Raw genomic sequence first — 16802 nt, 5'->3', positions numbered from 1 at the left:
GTGAACCTTGGAGAGTTGCGCCCACATACGAGCCATAACCCTCCAAGGTTCACATTCGGGCGGAAAAATTTGCGGGACAAAAGCCTCGTTGCGTGACAAAGATGCTCTCTACAATGGACGTTGGTCTCACATCGCGGACGGTGGGTCCATGATGCGGGCGCGGGTCTCAGCAGGCGGTCGCCCGTCTCACGGAATGGAAGCGCCGCGCGGCCGCGCCCCGAGCCCACCCGTCCAGCGGCCCCGAGGAGCGGCGCCACGGCTTACGGTTACCGGTGTGCGGCTTGTGCTTACCAGAGACACCCACCTGCCGAAGCGGGCTCGCGACCTTCCGGCGCCGTTGTGGGCGGCGATCGACTCCGCGGACGTCGTGGTGCACGCCGGCCGGACCTACTGGGTTGGGGATACTCCGGGGTTGGGAATACCGGCAACGAATGCGGCATCGCGCGGCCATGCGGCATCACAGGCATGGCCGCGCAGTCTGATTTCGAGACCTTGGCAAGTTAGGGCTCGCATGTGGGCATAACTCTCCAAGGTCTCGAAATCAACCGGCCCACGGCGGGTGCAAAGGCCTCTAATTTGGACAAAATTGGTGTCCTATTTGGACATCGATTCAATATGTGGACGTCCGCGACCGCATTATGAGATGACCACCGGATGCCAGCCCCCTCCGAGGCTCACTCGCGCGACCCGGGACAGTGAAAGCGCATCTCATGCGGATTTGTCGGACATCGGGCGTTACCCCGACCGCCGTGTTGACATCGGTGCGACGTCGAAGTCTGCCCCCGGAAGACGGCGGATGCGGGTATCGACTGTCTCGGCGGAGATGGCGCGCCCGCACCGTCTGTGCGCTGCCGCCAAGACACCCCGCCGCCATGCCCTGACGTGCCACGTTTCGGCCTGGCCGCGGCGGCGAAACGCTCGGCGTACCGGCGCGCGGGTGGGGTGGCTGGGCGGTCCGTGCCTTTTCGTCGTTGGTGTAGCCGACGTGGGTGGTGTGGTGCGGCCGCGCCATCTCCGGCGTTTGGGGTGCCCGGTCGCGGGGTGTCGACTGGCCGGGCGGCGCGGGTCGCCACGCGGGGGTTTGGGGGTGACCACTTACGCAGGTCGCCGGGGTGGGGGGAGCGTCTTGGGCGCGCCAGCGGCCTGCTCGCCCCGCGCCGGCCCTCGACGGGAGTTGCGGTCTGCACCACCCACCCCGCTACGACCTCTTGGTCTTGAATGATTGCGGCCGCCGCCGGTCTCGCGCTCGTGGGGTGGGCGGTCCGGCGGGCGGAAACCGGGGACCGCCCACACTGGACCGCCTAGCGCGATCCCCCGCGGCCGGCCCCTACGCCCCCCAGCCGGCCTGGGTGCCGCCTACGCGGTCGGCGGTGATTTTCTCGTCGTAGCCGCTTCGGCGGTAGGCGGCGACCGGGTCGGGGTCCAGGCCGGCGTCCTCGCGCAAGGAGGCCAGCAGCGGGCGGACGTCGGTGTTGTAGGCGTCCATCAGGACGGCGTTCGCGTCCAGGACGTCGCCGGAATCCTGGGCTCGCTTCAAGGCGTCGCGGTCGACCAGCAAAGCCTTCGCGGTTGCCTCCTGGACGTTCATCACCGAGCGGATGATGGCGGGGATTTTGCGCTCGATGTTGTGGCATTGGTCGAGCATGAAAGCGATGCCGTACGACGGATCCAGCGCCTCGCCGCGGACAATTTCGTACATTATCCGGAACAGCTGGAACGGGTCGGCGGCACCGACCATCAAGTCGTCGTCGGCGTAGAAACGGCTGTTGAAGTCGAACGCGCCGAGCTTTTTCTGACGGAGCAGGAAAGTGACGATGAACTCGATGTTCGTGCCGGGGGCGTGGTGGCCGGTGTCGATGCAGACGGTGGCCCGGTCGCCCAGCTCGATGCAATGCGCGTAGGAGGTTCCCCAGTCTGGCACGTCGGTGGCGTAGAAGGCCGGCTCGAAGAATTTGTATTCCAGCAGCATGCGCTGATCCGCACCAAGGCGGTCGTAGGTCTCGCGCAAGGCGGCAGCCAAACGGTCCTGGCGGTTGCGTAGGTCGTCCTGGCCGGGGTAATTGATGCCGTCGCTGAACCAGAGTTTGAGGTCGCGCGAACCGGTCTGGTCCATGATGTCGATCGCCTCGAGCAGGTGATCGGTGGCCTTGCGCCGGATGCCGGGGTCGGGGTTGGTGACCGAGCCGAGCTTGTAGTCGTCGTCCTGGAAGACGTTGGTGTTGATGGCGCCGATCTCGACGCCGTTGTCGGTGGCAAAACGCGAAAGCGCGCCGTAATCGTCCACCTTGTCCCAGGGAATGTGCAGGGCCACTGACGAGGCGATACCGGTGAAGCGGTGCACCTGCGCGGCGTCGGCGATCTTTTCCTCGGGGGTGCGCGGCACGCCGGGCTGGGCGAAGACCTTGAAGCGGGTTCCGGAGTTGGCGTACGCCCAGGAGGGTGTCTCGACGCGCTGGGCGTTCAGGGCGCGCTTGACGGCCGCGAGGTCGGTCATGATGTCTTCTCCAAAGGATCTTCGGAAAGGTGGAACACCTCGGTGAGCAGCGGAAAGCCGTCTGTGGGGGTGGTGCCTTCGAAGAACGGTGCCATCGAGGCCTGCCACCGGGTGTTGACGTCCAGCGCCTCCATCGCCGCCTGGGACGCCGCGAGATCGTCCGACTCCACGTAGCCGATGAGCAGCCCGTCGGAGCGCAGGAAAAGGGAGTAGTTGCGCCAGCCGGTGGCCCGAAGTGCCGCTTGCATTTCGGGCCACACGGTCCGGTGCCGCTCCACGTACTCCGTCATGCGGTCCGGGCGGACCTGGAGCTGGAAGCAGTAACGAGGCATCAGAAATTGAACTGGTCGATGTTCTGCGCGTTGAAGACCGTCGGCGGGCCGAGCACGATCTCGCCGTCCGCGCCGATCGTGTAGTCGCCGAGCTTGCCGGCCTTGAATTTTTCACCCTGAGCGCCGGTGATCTGCCCCGACGCCATCGCGGCACCCGCGTATGCGGCCAGGTAGCCGATGTCGGCCGGGTTCCACAGCGCGAACTCCTTGACCGTGCCGTCCTTGACGTACTCGCGCATCTGGTTCGGCAGGCCGAGGCCGGTGATCTGCACCTTGCCCTTGTACGACGACGACGAGACGTACCGGGACGCCGCCGCGATACCGACGGTGGTCGGCGAGACGATCACCTTGAGGTTCGGGAACGACTGCAGCAGACCCTGCGCCTCCTGGAACGACTTCTGGTCGTCGTCGTTGCCGTACGCGGTCTTGACCAGCTTCAGCTTCGAGTACTCCGGCTTGGCCAGTTCCTTCTTCATGACGTCGATCCACGCGTTCTGGTTCGTCGCGTTCGGCGTCGCCGACAGGATCGCGATGTCCCCGCCGGCACTGCCGGCCTGCTCGAGCGCCATCTTGGCCAGCGACTCGCCGATGCCCTGCGTGGTGGCCTGGTTGATGAACGCGTCCCGGCAGTCCTTGTTGGCGTCCGAGTCGAACGTGATCACCTTGATCTTCGCGGCGCGGGCCTGGTTCAGCGACGGGCAGACCGCGTTCGGGTCGTTGGCCGCCACCACGATCACGTCCTGCTGCTGCTGGATCAGCGTGTTGATGTACGACACCTGCGAGGACGCGGACGCGTCGTTGGGGCCGACCAGCTTGTACTCGCCCTTGATCTCGCCGACGGCCACCTTGCCGCCGCCGGTCTCCACGTCCGAGTACGGGTTGTTGAGCTGCTTGGGCAGATACGCGATCTTCAAGCCCTCTTTCAGCGGCGCGTTCGGATCGGCCGCGGCCGCCGTCTGGCCCCCGCCGCCGGTGTCCGAGGAGTTGTCCTTCGTCGTGCCACTACACGCGGTCGTACCGAGTACCAGGACCGTGGCCGCCGCACCCGCGGTGAGCAGTCGCCTCATGAGATCTCCTTAACGAACTTCAAGAGCCGCGGCTTGGCGCACCTTGCGGCGCTGCCAACTCCCGCGAATGCCGTTGACGATGTTGGGAAGCAGTACCGACAGCACGAGCAGGACGCCCGTGACGATGTTCAGCGCCTGCCCGGAGACGTCCTCCAGGCGCAGCGCGTTCTGCAACGCGGTCAGCAGCACCACGCCGGCCAGCACGCCGGGCAGGCTGCCCTTCCCACCGAAGATCGAGACGCCGCCCAGCAGGACGGCCGCGACCACGGCGAGTTCGAGTCCCGAGCCGTTGTCGGCGCGGGCGCTGGAGTAGCGCAGGGTCCACAGCACACCGACCAGGCCGCACACCGCGCCGCTGGCCACGTACAGCCAGAACTTGGTGCGCGCGACCCGGATGCCGGAGAAGTGGGCGGCCTGCGCGTTGGCCCCGATGGCGTACAGCGAACGCCCGTACGGCGTCGCGTGCAGGATCACCCCGAAGATCAGGGCGAGGACCACGATCAAAATCAGCACATTGGGTACGGGACCACCGCCGATCGTGCCGGTGACCCAGTTCGTGTAGCTGAACGGGAAGTCGGCGACCGCGCCGTCACCCAGCACCACGAACGCGAGGCCGCGGTAGAGGGCGAGCGTGCCGATGGTGACCGCGAGCGAGGGCAGGCCCAGCCCGGTGATCAGGAAGCCGTTGATCAGACCGGCGACCGCACCGATCACGATGCACAGCGGGATGATCGACTCGATGGTCAGGCCGTGGTTCCAGAACCAGCCCATCAGCGAGCTGGTCAGACCCAGGATGCTCGCCACCGACAGGTCGATTTCGCCGGTCACGATGATGAAGGTCATCGGCAGCGCGACCAGGATGATCGGCAGCAAGTCCAGCACCATGAAGGTGAAGTTCCGGCTGGTGCCGAAGTTGTCCACGCTGAACGACGCGACGAACAGCACGATCACGGTGAGCCCGATGATGGCGGTGTCCCAGCTCGCCAGCCTGCGGCGCAACTCAGACATGGGTGTCCCTCTTTCGCAGCGAGCGGGCGATCCGGACGGCGACCAGGCGGTCCGCGCAGATGGCCAGGATGATCAGGGCGCCGACGATGGCCTGCTGCCAGAACTGGTTGATGTCCAGGACGGCGAGGGCGCTGCTGATCACGGTCAGCAGCAGCGCGCCCAGCCCGGCACCCCACACGGTGCCGCTGCCGCCGAAGACCGCGACCCCGCCGACCACGACCGCGGCCACCACGTTCAGCTCGTAGCCGGTGCCGGCGCTGGCGTCCACGGTGCCGAACCGGGTGGCGAACAGGACGCCGGCCAGCCCGGCCAGGCTGCCGCTCAGCAGGAACGCGCCGAGCAGGTTGCGGGTGACCTTGATACCGGCCAGCTCGGCGGCCTGCGGGCTGGAACCCATCGCGTAGAGCTCGCGGCCCACCCGGTAGTTGCGCATCATCAGCGACACGCCGCCGACCACCACCACGGCGATCAGGACCAGCCACGGTACGCCCAGGATGCCGCCGGTCCCGAAGCTGTTGAAGTGCCGGGGGAGTTCGTCGGCGTTCACCTGGGAACCGCCGGCCCACTGATAGGTGATGCCGCGGAAGATGTAGAGCGTGCCCAGCGTGACCACCAGCGCGGGCACCCGGCCGTACCGAACCAGAACGCCGTTGAGGAGTCCGCACGCGGCACCGACCGCGATGCCGACCACGATGGCGACGATCATAGGCAGGCCCTGGTGGTCGCTCATCAGGGTGGCGACCGCGAAGGCGCTGATGCCGAGGACCGAGCCGACGCTCAGGTCGATGTTGCGGGTGATGACGACGACCGCCTGGCCGGCCGCCATCACCGCGAGGATGGCCGTGTTGAGCAGGTTGTCGCGGATGCTCTGACCGGAGAGGAACCGCGGGTTGTTGATCGCGGTGTAGAGGATCAGCGCGGCCAGCGCCAGGACGATGCCCAGCTCGCGCGTCTTCAGGAAGGTGCGGGCCTTGCTCTCCGTCGCCGTGGCGACGGCCGGCCGTTCAGCCAGCTGGGTCATTCTGCGCCTCCCGCGCGCCGCGCTGTCATGCCGAAACCTCTTGTCCCATCGCGGCGTACATGACCGACTCCTCGGTGGCCTCGTCGCGGGTCAGCTCGGCCGCGATCCGACCCTCGCGCAGCACCAGGATCCGGTCGGCCATGCCCAGCACCTCGGGTAGCTCGGACGACACCATGACGACCGCGAGACCGTCCGCGGCCAGCGACGACATCAGCCGGTGCACCTCGGCCTTGGTGCCGACGTCGATGCCCCGGGTCGGCTCGTCCACGATCAGCAACTGCGGGCCGGTCGCCAGCCACTTGGCCAGCACGACCTTCTGCTGGTTGCCGCCGGAGAGGGTGCCGACCGCGTCGCTGAGCCGGCCCAGCTTGGTCTGCAGCTTCTGCGTCCAGGTGGCGGCGGCGCGGCGCTCGCTGCCGCCGAACAGCAGCCCGAGCCGGGTCAGCTTGCGCGCCCGCGGCAGCGTCACGTTGCGCTCGATCGACAGTTCCATGACCAGGCCCTGCTGCCGCCGGTCCTCGGGCACGAGCGCCAGGCCGGCGGCCATCGCGGCCCGCGGCGAGCCCGGCTTCAGCTTTCTGCCGCGGAAACGCACGCTTCCCTTGTCGTACGCGTCCACACCGAACACCGCCTGCATGACTTCCGACCGTCCGGCGCCGACGAGTCCCGCCAACGCGACGATCTCCCCAGCCCGTACGGAGAAAGAGATGTCCCGGAAGACGCCCTCGCGCGACAGGCCCTCGACCTCGAGCAGCACCTCGCCGGGCGGGACGTCCTGCTTCGGGAACAGGGCGCTGAGGTCGCGGCCCACCATGCGCCGGATCATGTCGTCGACGCTCAGGTCGGCGACCATCTCGGTGGCGACGTGCTTGCCGTCCCGCATGATGGTGACGCGCTCGCAGAGGGCGGTGATCTCCTCGAAGCGGTGCGAGATGAACATGATCGCGGCGCCCTCGTCGCGCAACGACCGCACCACCGAGAACAGCCGCTCCACTTCGACAGCGGACAGCGCCGCCGTCGGCTCATCCATGATCAGGATGCGAGCCTCGCTGGACAGCGCCTTCGCGATCTCGACGAGCTGCTGGTCGGCGATGGACAGGCCGCGCGCCGGGCGGGCCGGGTCGATGTGCACGCCGAGCCGTTGGAACAGCCGCGCGGCGTTGCCGGTCATGGCCTTGCGGTCGATCTGCTTCAGCCTGGTCAGCGGCTGGTTGCCCATCGCGATGTTCTCCGCGACCGAGAGGTCCGGGAAAAGCGTCGGCTCCTGGTAGATGACCGCGATGCCGTGCGACTTGGCGTCGCCCGGACTGGCGAACACCACGTCGCCGCCGTCGACTCGCAGGGTGCCGGTGTCCGGCCGATGCACGCCGGCCAGCATTTTGACGATCGTGGACTTGCCGGCGCCGTTCTCTCCGACGAGAGCGTGGGCCTCACCGCCGTACAGCGGGAAGCTGACGCCCTGGACCGCCGCGACCGCGCCGAAGGATTTCGACACGTCGTGGACCTCGAGAAGGGCTGGTGCTTCCGCCACGGACCACCTCCCAGTCTTCCCTGCGGGGCTTCGCTTGATGTACGCCGCGGGGGTGTTTGAAATGTTTCAGAGGGCGTACCGTGAACGTAGGTGGCCCCCATCACACGTGTCAAGCGTTGGCGTGAAACGTTGTGGAAACACCGCCGTTGCTTGTCGTGCGAATGTCGTACGATGCTGCTTCAACGTTTCAAAAGGAGGCGTGTCGGTCGGAGCGCCTTGGTGGGGGAGTCATCGAAGCGCTTCGCCTGACGTCGGGTGAGTGCCCACCGGAAGGTCGAGTGCCTCGGCGCGGCGGGGCACGCCAGAATTTGGGTGCGCCTCGGTCGTGCGGAGGTGCGTGTTGTGCCTCGGCTGCGCGGGGGCGCACGCATGAGTTTGCGAGTGCCTCGGCTTAGCGGGGGCGCGCGCAAGGATTTGAGCGCCTCGGCTGCGAGGTGACCGACGAAGGAGGTTGCTGTGCTGAACGGCAGGACGCCGTCCGTGAAAGATGTGGCTGCGGCAGCCGGTGTCTCGCTCGGCACGGTCTCCAATGTGATGAACCGGCCCGAAGTGGTCAGCGCGCGCACCCGCGAGCGCGTCGAGCGAGCGATGTCCGAGCTGGGGTTCGTGCGGAACGAGTCGGCCCGCCAGCTGCGGGCGGGCACGAGCCGCACCCTGGCGTACGTGATGCTCGACGGCACCAACCCCTTCTTCCACGACGTGGCGCAGGGCATCGAGATGGCGGCCGAGGATGCCGACCTGTCGCTGTTCATCTGCAACAGCAACAGCCGGGCCGCGCGCGAGGCGGTGCACGTCGACCGGCTGTTGCAACAGCGCGTCCAGGGCATCCTGATCACCCCGGTCGACCCCTCGGCGTCATACCTGGACGAGTTGGCGCGGCGGGGCGTGCCGATGGTGATCGTCGACCGCGTACGCGATGGCGAGAGCTGTTGCTCGGTGGCCGTCGACGACGTGCTCGGCGGCCGGATCGCGGTCGAGCATCTGGTCGAGCAGGGGCACACGCGGGTGGCGGTCATCGGCGGGCCGGAATCAATAGGTCAGGTGCGCGAGCGTCTGCAGGGTGCCCGGGAGATCTGGGCGGAGCTCGGGCTGCCGCCGGACGATTTGGTGTATCTCCCGACCGAGAACCTGACCGTCGCGGAAGGACGGTCCGCCGGGGAGCGACTGGCCGGCCTGCCCGCGCGACGCCGGCCGACCGCGGCCTTCTGCGCCAACGACCTGCTGGCACTGGGCCTGCTGCAGCAGGGCATCGGCGCCGGCATCCGAGTACCGGACGACCTGGCGATCGTCGGGTTCGACGACATCGACTTCGCCGCGGCGGCCGCCGTTCCGCTGACGTCGGTGCGGCAGCCGCGCCAGGAACTGGGACGCGCGGCGGCCCAGTTGGTGCTCGACGAGGCCACCAATCCCGACCACCGGCACCAGCAGCTGTCGTTCACGCCCGAGCTGGTCGCGCGCGCTTCGACGGCCGTCCGCCGCTGACCGCGGTTAACAAAGCCTTGACCCCCGCCGCCACCGGCACGTAATCTGACGGCAACAACCATCTGAAACGTTTCACCATCATCATCGACCTTGGGAAAGCCCGCAGCGACACGCGCGCCGGCGACGCCGGAGGACATCTCCGCCGGTGGGACCGGACGGCATCTCGGCCGGAAGGACGCCGGCGAGAGCTCGACCGGCCGACGACGCCGGGATGGCCGCGGCGTCGCATCCCCAACGTAAGCGCCCCTCCGATCGAGGAACACGATGACTAACCCCGCAGTACGTGAGCTTCTGGACCGCAGCAACCGGCTCGGTGCCGACCCGCGCAACACCAACTACGCCGGGGGCAACACCTCGGCCAAGGGCAGCGAAACCGACCCGGTCACCGGCGAGCCGGCCGAGCTGGTGTGGGTCAAGGGCTCCGGCGGCGACCTCGGTACCCTCACCGAGAAGGGCCTCGCGGTGCTGCGCCTGGACCGGCTGCGGGCGCTCACCACGACGTACCCGGGTGTCGACCGCGAGGACGAGATGGTCGCCGCCTTCGACTACTGCCTGCACGGGCGGGGCGGCGCGGCCCCGAGCATCGACACCGCCATGCACGGCCTGGTCGACGCCCCGCATGTCGACCACCTGCACCCCGACTCGGGCATCGCGATCGCGACCGCGGCGGACGGGCCGGCCCTGACCAAGGAGATCTTCGGCGACCGGGTGCTCTGGGTGCCCTGGCGCCGCCCCGGTTTCCAGCTGGGCCTGGACATCGCCGCCGCGTACCGGTCCAACCCGCAGGCGATCGGCGTCATCCTCGGCGGCCACGGCATCACCGCGTGGGGCGCGACCAGCGAGGAATGCGAACGCCACTCCCGCGAGATCATCGAGACCGCGGCGGCGTACCTGAAAAATCATGGAAAAGCAGAGCCGTTCGGCCCAAAGCGGCACGAAACGCTGACGGACCGTAAGGCACGCGCCGCCCAGCTCTTCCCGATCCTGCGTGGACTCGCCTCGACCGACAAGAACCAGGTCGGCCACTTCACCGACACCGACGTGGTGCTCGACTTCGTCAACAGCGAGCGGATGCCGGAACTGGCCGCGAAGGGCACCTCCTGCCCCGACCACTTCCTGCGCACCAAGGTGAAGCCGATGGTGCTGGACACCGCGCCGGACGCACCCCTCGAGGACGTCGAAAAGCGGATCAAAGAGCTGCACGCCGTCTACCGCGAGGACTACCGCGCCTACTACGACCGGCACGCCGACGCGAACAGCCCGGCGATCCGCGGCGCCGACCCGGCGATCGTGCTGGTCCCCGGCGTCGGCATGTTCTCCTTCGGCGCCAACAAGCAGACCGCGCGGGTGGCCGGCGAGTTCTACGTCAACGCCATCAACGTCATGCACGGCGCGGAAAGCGTCTCCACCTACGCCCCGATCGACGAGTCGGAGAAGTTCCGCATCGAGTACTGGGCGCTCGAAGAGGCAAAGCTGCAGCGGATGCCGAAGCCGAAGCCCCTGGCGACCCGGATCGCGTACGTGACCGGCGGCGGTTCCGGCATCGGCAAGGCCATCGCGCAAAGGCTGGCAGCGGAGGGCGCCTGCGTCATCGTCGCGGACCGAGACGCGGAGAATGCCCGAAATGCCGCGCGGGAGATCGGCAATAGCGACGTCGCGATCGCGACCACAGTGGACGTCACGAGCGCCGACGAGATCCAGAAGAGCATCCAGGAGGCGGTCCTCGCCTTCGGTGGCATCGACCTGATCATCAACAACGCCGGACTGTCCATCTCCAAGCCGCTCCTGGAGACCACCGAACAGGACTGGGACCTCCAGCACGACGTGATGGCCAAGGGCTCGTTCCTGGTCTCCCGCGAGGCGGCCCGGGTGCTGATCGCGCAGGGCATGGGCGGCGACATCGTCTACATCTCCAGCAAGAACTCGCTGTTCGCGGGCCCGAACAACGTCGCCTACGGCGCCACCAAGGCAGACCAGGCCCATCAGGTACGCCTCCTAGCCGCCGAACTGGGCGCGTACGGCGTCCGGGTCAACGGCATCAACCCCGACGGCGTGGTCCGCGGCTCCGGCATCTTCGCCGGTGGCTGGGGTGCGAAGCGGGCCGCGGTGTACGGCGTGCCGGAGGAGAAGCTCGGCGAGTACTACGCGCAACGCACCCTGCTCAAGCGCGAGGTGCTCCCGGAACACGTGGCTAACGCCGTGTTCGCCCTGACCGGCGGCGACCTGACCCACACGACCGGCCTGCACATCCCGGTGGACGCGGGCGTGGCGGCCGCGTTCCTGAGATGAGATCCTTCGCCGCGGTCGACCTCGGCGCGTCCAACGGGCGCGTCATGGTCGGCCGCGTCGGCCCCGGCGAGGTGAATCTGACCGAGGTGCACCGCTTCGCCAACGAACCGGTGCACGCGGGCGGCACCCTGCACTGGGACATCCTCGGCCTCTACCGCGGCGTGCTCGACGGCCTGCGGAAGGCGGGCCCGGTGGACAGCATCGGCATCGATTCCTGGGCGGTCGACTACGGCCTGCTGGACGAGAGCGGCGCCCTGCTGGGAAATCCAGTCCATTATCGAGACACCCGCACCGATGGGGTAAAAATCCCGATAAAATCGGACAAACTCTACGAAGTAACCGGCCTGCAGAAGCTCCCGTTCAACACGTTGTATCAACTGGTAGCAGCACGGGACACCCCGCAATTCGCCGCCGCCGAACGGATGCTGCTCATCCCCGACCTGCTCGCGTATTGGCTGACCGGCGAGATGGGAGCCGAATACACCAACGCGTCGACCACGGAACTTCTCGACGTGCGTACCCGGGAATGGTCCTTGCCGTTGCTCGCCGAATTGGGCCTCAAACCGTCGCTCTTCCCGCCGATCCGCCTCCCGGGAACGACCATCGGCCGGTATCGGGACACTCCGGTGGTGGCGGTCGGCTCGCACGACACGGCGTCCGCGGTCGTCGGTGTTCCGGCCGTGGGCGACCGGTTCGCGTACATAAGCTGTGGCACCTGGTCCTTGGTGGGTCTGGAACTGCCCGAGCCGGTGCTCACCGCCGAATCGAGAGCCGCCAATTTCACGAACGAGGGCGGCGTGGACGGCACGATCCGCTATCTGCGCAACGTGATGGGCCTCTGGCCGTTGCAGGAATGCATGCGGGAATGGGATTCGCCGGACATCGGGACGCTGCTGCGGGAGGCCTCGCGGGAGAAGCCGCTCGGCACGGTGGTCGACCTCGACGATCCCGATTTCCTCAGGCCCGGCGACATGACCCGCCGCGTGGTCGACAAGGCCGGCCTGGGTGCGGACGCCACCCGGGCGACCATCACGAGATGCATTGTGGACAGTTTGGCGCTGGCGCACCGGCGGGCGATAAGACAGGCCCAAAGCCTTTCCGGCCGTACGGTCGACGCCGTGCACATCGTCGGCGGCGGCGCCCGGAACGCGTTGTTGTGCCAGCTGACCGCCGACGCCTGCGAACTTCCGGTGATAGCCGGGCCGGTCGAGGCGACGGCGCTGGGCAATGTGCTGGTGCAGGCGCGCGCGGCCGGCATTCTCGACGGTGACCTGGCAGCGCTGCGCGGCGTTCTGCGAGACACTCAGCAGATCGTGCGGTACGAGCCGCGCGGCGACGCTGCGAACTGGCGAGCCGCGGCGGCCCGGATCGCCGTCACCACTGTCAATGCCGGATAGGAGGTGCGCGTGCGAATAGCGCTGTTCGTGACATGCCTGGCCGACACGATGTTCCCGGCTGCGGCCAAAGCGACCGTGCAACTGCTCGAACGGCTCGGCCACGAGGTTGTCTTCCCGACCGAGCAGACCTGCTGTGGACAGATGCACATCAATACCGGATACCAGAAGGACGCATTACCGCTGGTGAAGCGGCACGTGCGCACATTCGAACCATATGACGTGGTGGTCGCGCCCTCGGGGAGCTGCGTCGGCTCGGTGCGTCACCAGCACGCCATGGTGGCCCGCGCCGCGAACGAGCCGGGGCTGGCCGCACGCGCCGACGCGGTCGCCGGACGCACCTATGAGTTGTCCGAACTGCTCGTCGACGTGCTGGGCGTCGAGGACGTCGGCGCGTACTACCCGCATCGCGTCACCTATCACCCGACCTGCCATTCGCTGCGCATCCTGCGGGTCGGCGACAAACCGTTGCGGCTGCTGCGCAACGTGCGCGGCCTGGACCTGATCGAGTTGCCGGCGGCCGAGCAGTGCTGCGGTTTCGGCGGCACGTTCTCGGTGAAGAACGCGGACACGTCGACCGCGATGCTGGCCGACAAGATGCGGCACGTGCTGGAGACCGGCGCGGACGTCTGTACGGCGGGTGACGCGTCGTGCCTCATGCATATCGGCGGCGGTCTTTCCCGATTGCGTACGGGCGTGCAAACGGTCCACTTGGCGGAGATTCTCGCGTCTACGGAGGCATGATGAGCACCTTCCTCGGGATGCCGGCTCGTGCCCCCAAGGGCGTCGGCCACCTGCGCGGCGACGAAACGTTCCCGCAGGCGGCGCGGACCGCGCTGGCGAACCCGCAACTGCGGCGCAATCTGCATCACGCGACGACGACGATCCGCAACAAGTCGGGCCGGGTCATCGCGGAACTGCCCGACTGGCAGGACCTGCGTGCGGCCGGGTCGGCCCTCAAGGCGTACACGATGGGGAATTTGACCTCGCTCCTGGAGCAGCTGGAGGAGAAGGTGACGGCCGCGGGCGGGGTCGTGCACTGGGCGGCGGACGCGAACGAGGCCAACCGGATCGTCACCGACCTGGTCCGGGCCACCGGCGAGCAGCGGGTCATCAAGGTCAAGTCGATGGCCACCCAGGAGATCGGGCTCAACGAGGCGCTGGCGGACGCCGGGATCACGCCGGTCGAGACCGACCTCGCCGAGCTGATCGTGCAGCTCGGCGACGACAAGCCGAGCCACATCCTGGTGCCGGCCATCCACCGCAACCGCGCCGAGATCCGGGAGATCTTCCTGCGCGCCATGCCGGGCGTCGACCCGTCGCTCACCGATGATCCACCCCGGCTGGCCGGTGCGGCGCGCAAATACCTTCGAGACACCTTCCTGCGTACGCGCGTAGCAGTCTCCGGCGCGAACTTCGGCATCGCGGAGACCGGCACCCTGGCGGTCGTCGAGTCGGAGGGCAACGGCCGGATGTGCCTGACCCTGCCGGACACGCTGATCACCGTGATGGGCATCGAGAAGCTGGTGCCGACGTGGCAGGACCTGGAGGTCTTCCTGCAACTGCTGCCGCGCGCGTCGACCGGCGAACGGATGAACCCGTACACGTCGATGTGGACCGGGGTCACGCCCGGCGACGGCCCGCAGAACTTCCACCTCGTGCTGCTCGACAACGGGCGCAGCGCGGTCCTCGCCGACGAGGTGGGCCGGCAGGCGCTGCACTGCATCCGCTGCTCGGCGTGCCTCAACGTGTGCCCGGTGTACGAGCGGACCGGCGGGCACTCGTACGGCTCGGTCTATCCCGGCCCGATCGGCGCGGTGCTGTCGCCGCAGCTCACCGGCGTCGAGGACAATGCTTCCCTGCCGTACGCCTCGTCGCTGTGCGGCGCCTGCTTCGACGCGTGTCCCGTGCGGATCGACATCCCGTCCATCCTGGTGCACCTGCGCGATCAGGCACCGCATCCGCGATCCGAGGCCGCGATGATGGCCGCCGCGGCGTACACGATGGACCGTCCCAAGCTGTACGCCCGTGCCCAGCGCGCCGCGAAGCTGGCGCGGATCGCCGGGCGCCGCGGCCGGGGACTCCCGCCGCCGCTCAACGGCTGGGCGGCCAGCCGTGACCTGCCGGTGCCGCCGGCCGAGACGTTCCGGGATTGGTGGCGCGGACGATGAGCTCGAAAGACCTGATCCTGGGCCGGATCCGGGCGGCGCGTGCCGCCTACGACGGCTCGATTCCGCGGGACTATCGCCGGTCGTTCCCGCCCGCGGACCTGAACCTGCTGGTGGATCGGCTGGTCGACTACAAGGCCGAGGTGCATCGGACCTCGGACATCTCGGGCACTATCAAGATGATCCTGGGTGCCGGGGTCGTGGTGATCCCGCCCGGACTCCCACGCGGGTGGCTGCCACCGGACATTTCCGTTTTACCGGATGAGTCCCTGCCGGCCGATCGCATCGCCGCCGCCGACGGGGTCGTGACCGCCGCCGCCGTCGCCGTTGCCGAGACCGGGACGATCGTGCTGGACGGCTCGCCCGACCAGGGCCGCCGCATCATCTCGCTGCTGCCCGACCTGCACATCTGCGTGCTTCGCCCGGAGCAGGTGGTGGCCTCGGTGCCGGAGGCGGTCGCCCGTCTCGACCCGACCCGGCCGCTGACCTGGATCAGCGGACCGTCCGCGACCAGCGACATCGAGCTCAACCGGGTCGAGGGGGTGCACGGCCCCCGCAACCTGCACGTGATCCTTTTGGAGGCATTGTGATCTTGGAACAGAAGCAGCGCCGGAAGACCCGCATCGGACTCGTCGCCGGCGGTCTCGGCACGTACTGGCCGCAGTTCCCGCACCTGTTGCCGCAGCTGCAGGAGTCGGCCCGCTACGTCTCGGAACGGTTCGCCGAGATGGACGCCACCGTCGTCGACGTCGGGTTCATCTCGGACGCGCAGGAGGGGGCGGCGGCCGCCTCGCGACTGCGGGAGGCCGACTGCGATCTGATCGTGCTGTTCCTGACCACGTACCTGACCTCCTCGATGATCCTGCCGATCGCGCAACGGTCGAACACGCCGGTGCTGGTCATCGACCTGCAGCCGACCGAACGGATGGATCACGCCACCTTCGACACCGGCGCCTGGCTGGCGTACTGCGGCCAGTGCCCGGTGCCCGAGGTCGGCAACCTGTTCCGCCGGGCCGGGATCCCGTTCCGCTCGGTCACCGGCTGGCTCCGGCAGGAAGCGGCCTGGCAGCGCATCTCCCGGTGGATCCAGGCGGCGCACATCCGGGCCGCGTTACGGCACGCCCGGCACGGCCTGATGGGACACCTCTACCCGGGGATGCTCGACGTCTCCACCGACCTCACGCTGCTGCCTGCCACGTTCGGGTCGCACGTGGAGGTGCTCGAGTTCGACGACCTCCGTACCCGGGTCCAGGCCGTCACCCCGGCCGAGATCGCCGACCGGATGGACCTGGCCCGCAAGATCTTCACGCTGGACGAATCGGTCGACGACGACGATTTCGCGTGGGGTGCCCAGGTCTCGGTCGGGCTGGACCGGCTCGCCGACGACTTCGCGCTGGACAGCCTCGCCTACTACCACCGCGGGCTGGACGGCGAGATGCACGAGCGGCTGGGCGCCGGGATGATCCTGGGCGCGTCGCTGCTCACCGCCCGCGGCATTCCGACGACCGGCGAGTACGAGCTGCGGACCACCGTCGCGCAGCTGGCCACCCAGGTGGCCGGCGCCGGCGGGTCGTTCTGCGAGATCCAGGCGCTGAACTTCACCGACGGCGTGGTGGAGATGGGCCACGACGGCCCGGCGCACCTGGCGGTCTCGTCGAAACAGCCGTTGCTGCGCGGGCTGGGCGTCTATCACGGCAAGCGGGGGTGGGGCGTGAGCGTCGAGTTCGACGTACGCCACGGACCCGTCACCCTGCTGGGCCTGGGCCAGGACCGGGACGGTTCGCTGTCGTTCATCGCCGGCGAGGGGACGGTGGTGGACGGGCCGTTGCTGGCGATCGGCAACACGACCTCGCGGGTCGACTTCGGCCGTGACCCGGGGGAGTGGGTCGACGACTGGAGCGCGTCCGGGGTCGGGCACCACTGGTCGCTGTCGGTGGGCCACCGGGCGGCCGACTACCGGGCGGCGGCGAGCCTGCTGGGGATCGACTTCCGCCAGGTTTGACCCTATGAATAGAA

The 16802-nt window shown here is 68.3% G+C and carries 13 protein-coding genes; 7 read left to right on the top strand and 6 right to left on the bottom strand.

Annotated elements, in window-relative coordinates:
* Positions 1-1327: 1327 nt before the first annotated feature.
* Genes rhaI through HH310_RS45510 form a run of 6 tightly spaced genes read right to left on the bottom strand, consistent with a single transcriptional unit; the run spans position 1328 to position 7453 of the window.
* Positions 1328-2494: an L-rhamnose isomerase gene (rhaI, locus tag HH310_RS27845; protein ID WP_169178630.1), complete on the bottom strand. Its 1167-nt coding sequence runs from the start codon at positions 2492-2494 to the stop codon at positions 1328-1330.
* On the bottom strand, positions 2491-2826 hold the full coding sequence (locus HH310_RS27840) for an L-rhamnose mutarotase (RefSeq protein ID WP_169178629.1): 336 nt from the start codon (positions 2824-2826) through the stop codon (positions 2491-2493). The genes rhaI and HH310_RS27840 overlap by 4 nt, the downstream gene beginning before the upstream one ends.
* Entirely contained in the window at positions 2826-3893 is a 1068-nt protein-coding gene (gene rhaS / locus HH310_RS27835) for a rhamnose ABC transporter substrate-binding protein (RefSeq protein ID WP_169178628.1), read from the bottom strand. The genes HH310_RS27840 and rhaS overlap by 1 nt, the downstream gene beginning before the upstream one ends.
* Before the next feature lie 9 nt (positions 3894-3902).
* Positions 3903-4901, bottom strand: coding sequence for an ABC transporter permease (locus HH310_RS27830; RefSeq protein WP_169178627.1), 999 nt, complete (start codon positions 4899-4901; stop codon positions 3903-3905).
* A complete protein-coding gene (locus tag HH310_RS27825; RefSeq protein ID WP_169178626.1) occupies positions 4894-5922 on the bottom strand; it encodes an ABC transporter permease in 1029 nt (342 codons plus the stop codon). Before HH310_RS27825 ends, HH310_RS27830 begins: the two co-directional genes overlap by 8 nt.
* A gap of 25 nt (positions 5923-5947) precedes the next feature.
* A complete protein-coding gene (locus tag HH310_RS45510) occupies positions 5948-7453 on the bottom strand; it encodes a sugar ABC transporter ATP-binding protein (RefSeq protein ID WP_169178625.1) in 1506 nt (501 codons plus the stop codon).
* A gap of 456 nt (positions 7454-7909) precedes the next feature.
* Here HH310_RS45510 and HH310_RS27815 point away from each other — a divergent pair, with 456 nt between their 5' ends.
* From HH310_RS27815 to HH310_RS27785, 7 genes are all read left to right on the top strand, one after another.
* Positions 7910-8935: a LacI family DNA-binding transcriptional regulator gene (locus HH310_RS27815; RefSeq protein WP_312034364.1), complete on the top strand. Its 1026-nt coding sequence runs from the start codon at positions 7910-7912 to the stop codon at positions 8933-8935.
* 264 nt (positions 8936-9199) lie between these two features.
* On the top strand, positions 9200-11224 hold the full coding sequence (locus HH310_RS27810; protein ID WP_169178624.1) for a bifunctional aldolase/short-chain dehydrogenase: 2025 nt from the start codon (positions 9200-9202) through the stop codon (positions 11222-11224).
* The gene (locus tag HH310_RS27805) at positions 11221-12621 is read left to right on the top strand and encodes a rhamnulokinase family protein (RefSeq protein WP_169178623.1); all 1401 of its coding nucleotides are present in this window, start codon (positions 11221-11223) and stop codon (positions 12619-12621) included. The genes HH310_RS27810 and HH310_RS27805 overlap by 4 nt, the downstream gene beginning before the upstream one ends.
* Before the next feature lie 9 nt (positions 12622-12630).
* Positions 12631-13362 (top strand): (Fe-S)-binding protein, encoded by a 732-nt coding sequence (locus HH310_RS27800; RefSeq protein ID WP_169178622.1) that lies wholly within the window; start codon positions 12631-12633, stop codon positions 13360-13362.
* Positions 13362-14789 (top strand): lactate utilization protein B, encoded by a 1428-nt coding sequence (locus HH310_RS27795; RefSeq protein WP_169178621.1) that lies wholly within the window; start codon positions 13362-13364, stop codon positions 14787-14789. The genes HH310_RS27800 and HH310_RS27795 overlap by 1 nt, the downstream gene beginning before the upstream one ends.
* Positions 14786-15376 carry an LUD domain-containing protein gene (locus HH310_RS27790; protein WP_169178620.1) on the top strand — a complete coding sequence of 197 codons (591 nt, stop codon included), beginning with the start codon at positions 14786-14788 and terminating at the stop codon, positions 15374-15376. Before HH310_RS27795 ends, HH310_RS27790 begins: the two co-directional genes overlap by 4 nt.
* Positions 15373-16788: an L-fucose/L-arabinose isomerase family protein gene (locus HH310_RS27785; protein ID WP_169178619.1), complete on the top strand. Its 1416-nt coding sequence runs from the start codon at positions 15373-15375 to the stop codon at positions 16786-16788. Before HH310_RS27790 ends, HH310_RS27785 begins: the two co-directional genes overlap by 4 nt.
* The last annotated feature ends 14 nt before the right edge of the window (positions 16789-16802 follow it).

The sequence above is a fragment of the Actinoplanes sp. TBRC 11911 genome, assembly GCF_012933445.1.
Lineage (GTDB): Bacteria > Actinomycetota > Actinomycetes > Mycobacteriales > Micromonosporaceae > Actinoplanes.
The sequence above is the reverse complement of the archived record's forward strand: the minus strand, read 5'-3'. Positions and strand labels throughout refer to the sequence as shown.

What these genes read in the sequence shown, in the direction of transcription:
- rhaI (WP_169178630.1), bottom strand. Translation starts at nt 2,494, where the DNA reads ATGACCGACCTCGCGGCCGTCAAGCGCGCCCTGAACGCCCAGCGCGTC.
- HH310_RS27840 (WP_169178629.1), bottom strand. Translation starts at nt 2,826, where the DNA reads ATGCCTCGTTACTGCTTCCAGCTCCAGGTCCGCCCGGACCGCATGACG.
- rhaS (WP_169178628.1), bottom strand. Translation starts at nt 3,893, where the DNA reads ATGAGGCGACTGCTCACCGCGGGTGCGGCGGCCACGGTCCTGGTACTC.
- HH310_RS27830 (WP_169178627.1), bottom strand. Translation starts at nt 4,901, where the DNA reads ATGTCTGAGTTGCGCCGCAGGCTGGCGAGCTGGGACACCGCCATCATC.
- HH310_RS27825 (WP_169178626.1), bottom strand. Translation starts at nt 5,922, where the DNA reads ATGACCCAGCTGGCTGAACGGCCGGCCGTCGCCACGGCGACGGAGAGC.
- HH310_RS27810 (WP_169178624.1), top strand. Translation starts at nt 9,200, where the DNA reads ATGACTAACCCCGCAGTACGTGAGCTTCTGGACCGCAGCAACCGGCTC.
- HH310_RS27805 (WP_169178623.1), top strand. Translation starts at nt 11,221, where the DNA reads ATGAGATCCTTCGCCGCGGTCGACCTCGGCGCGTCCAACGGGCGCGTC.
- HH310_RS27795 (WP_169178621.1), top strand. Translation starts at nt 13,362, where the DNA reads ATGAGCACCTTCCTCGGGATGCCGGCTCGTGCCCCCAAGGGCGTCGGC.
- HH310_RS27790 (WP_169178620.1), top strand. Translation starts at nt 14,786, where the DNA reads ATGAGCTCGAAAGACCTGATCCTGGGCCGGATCCGGGCGGCGCGTGCC.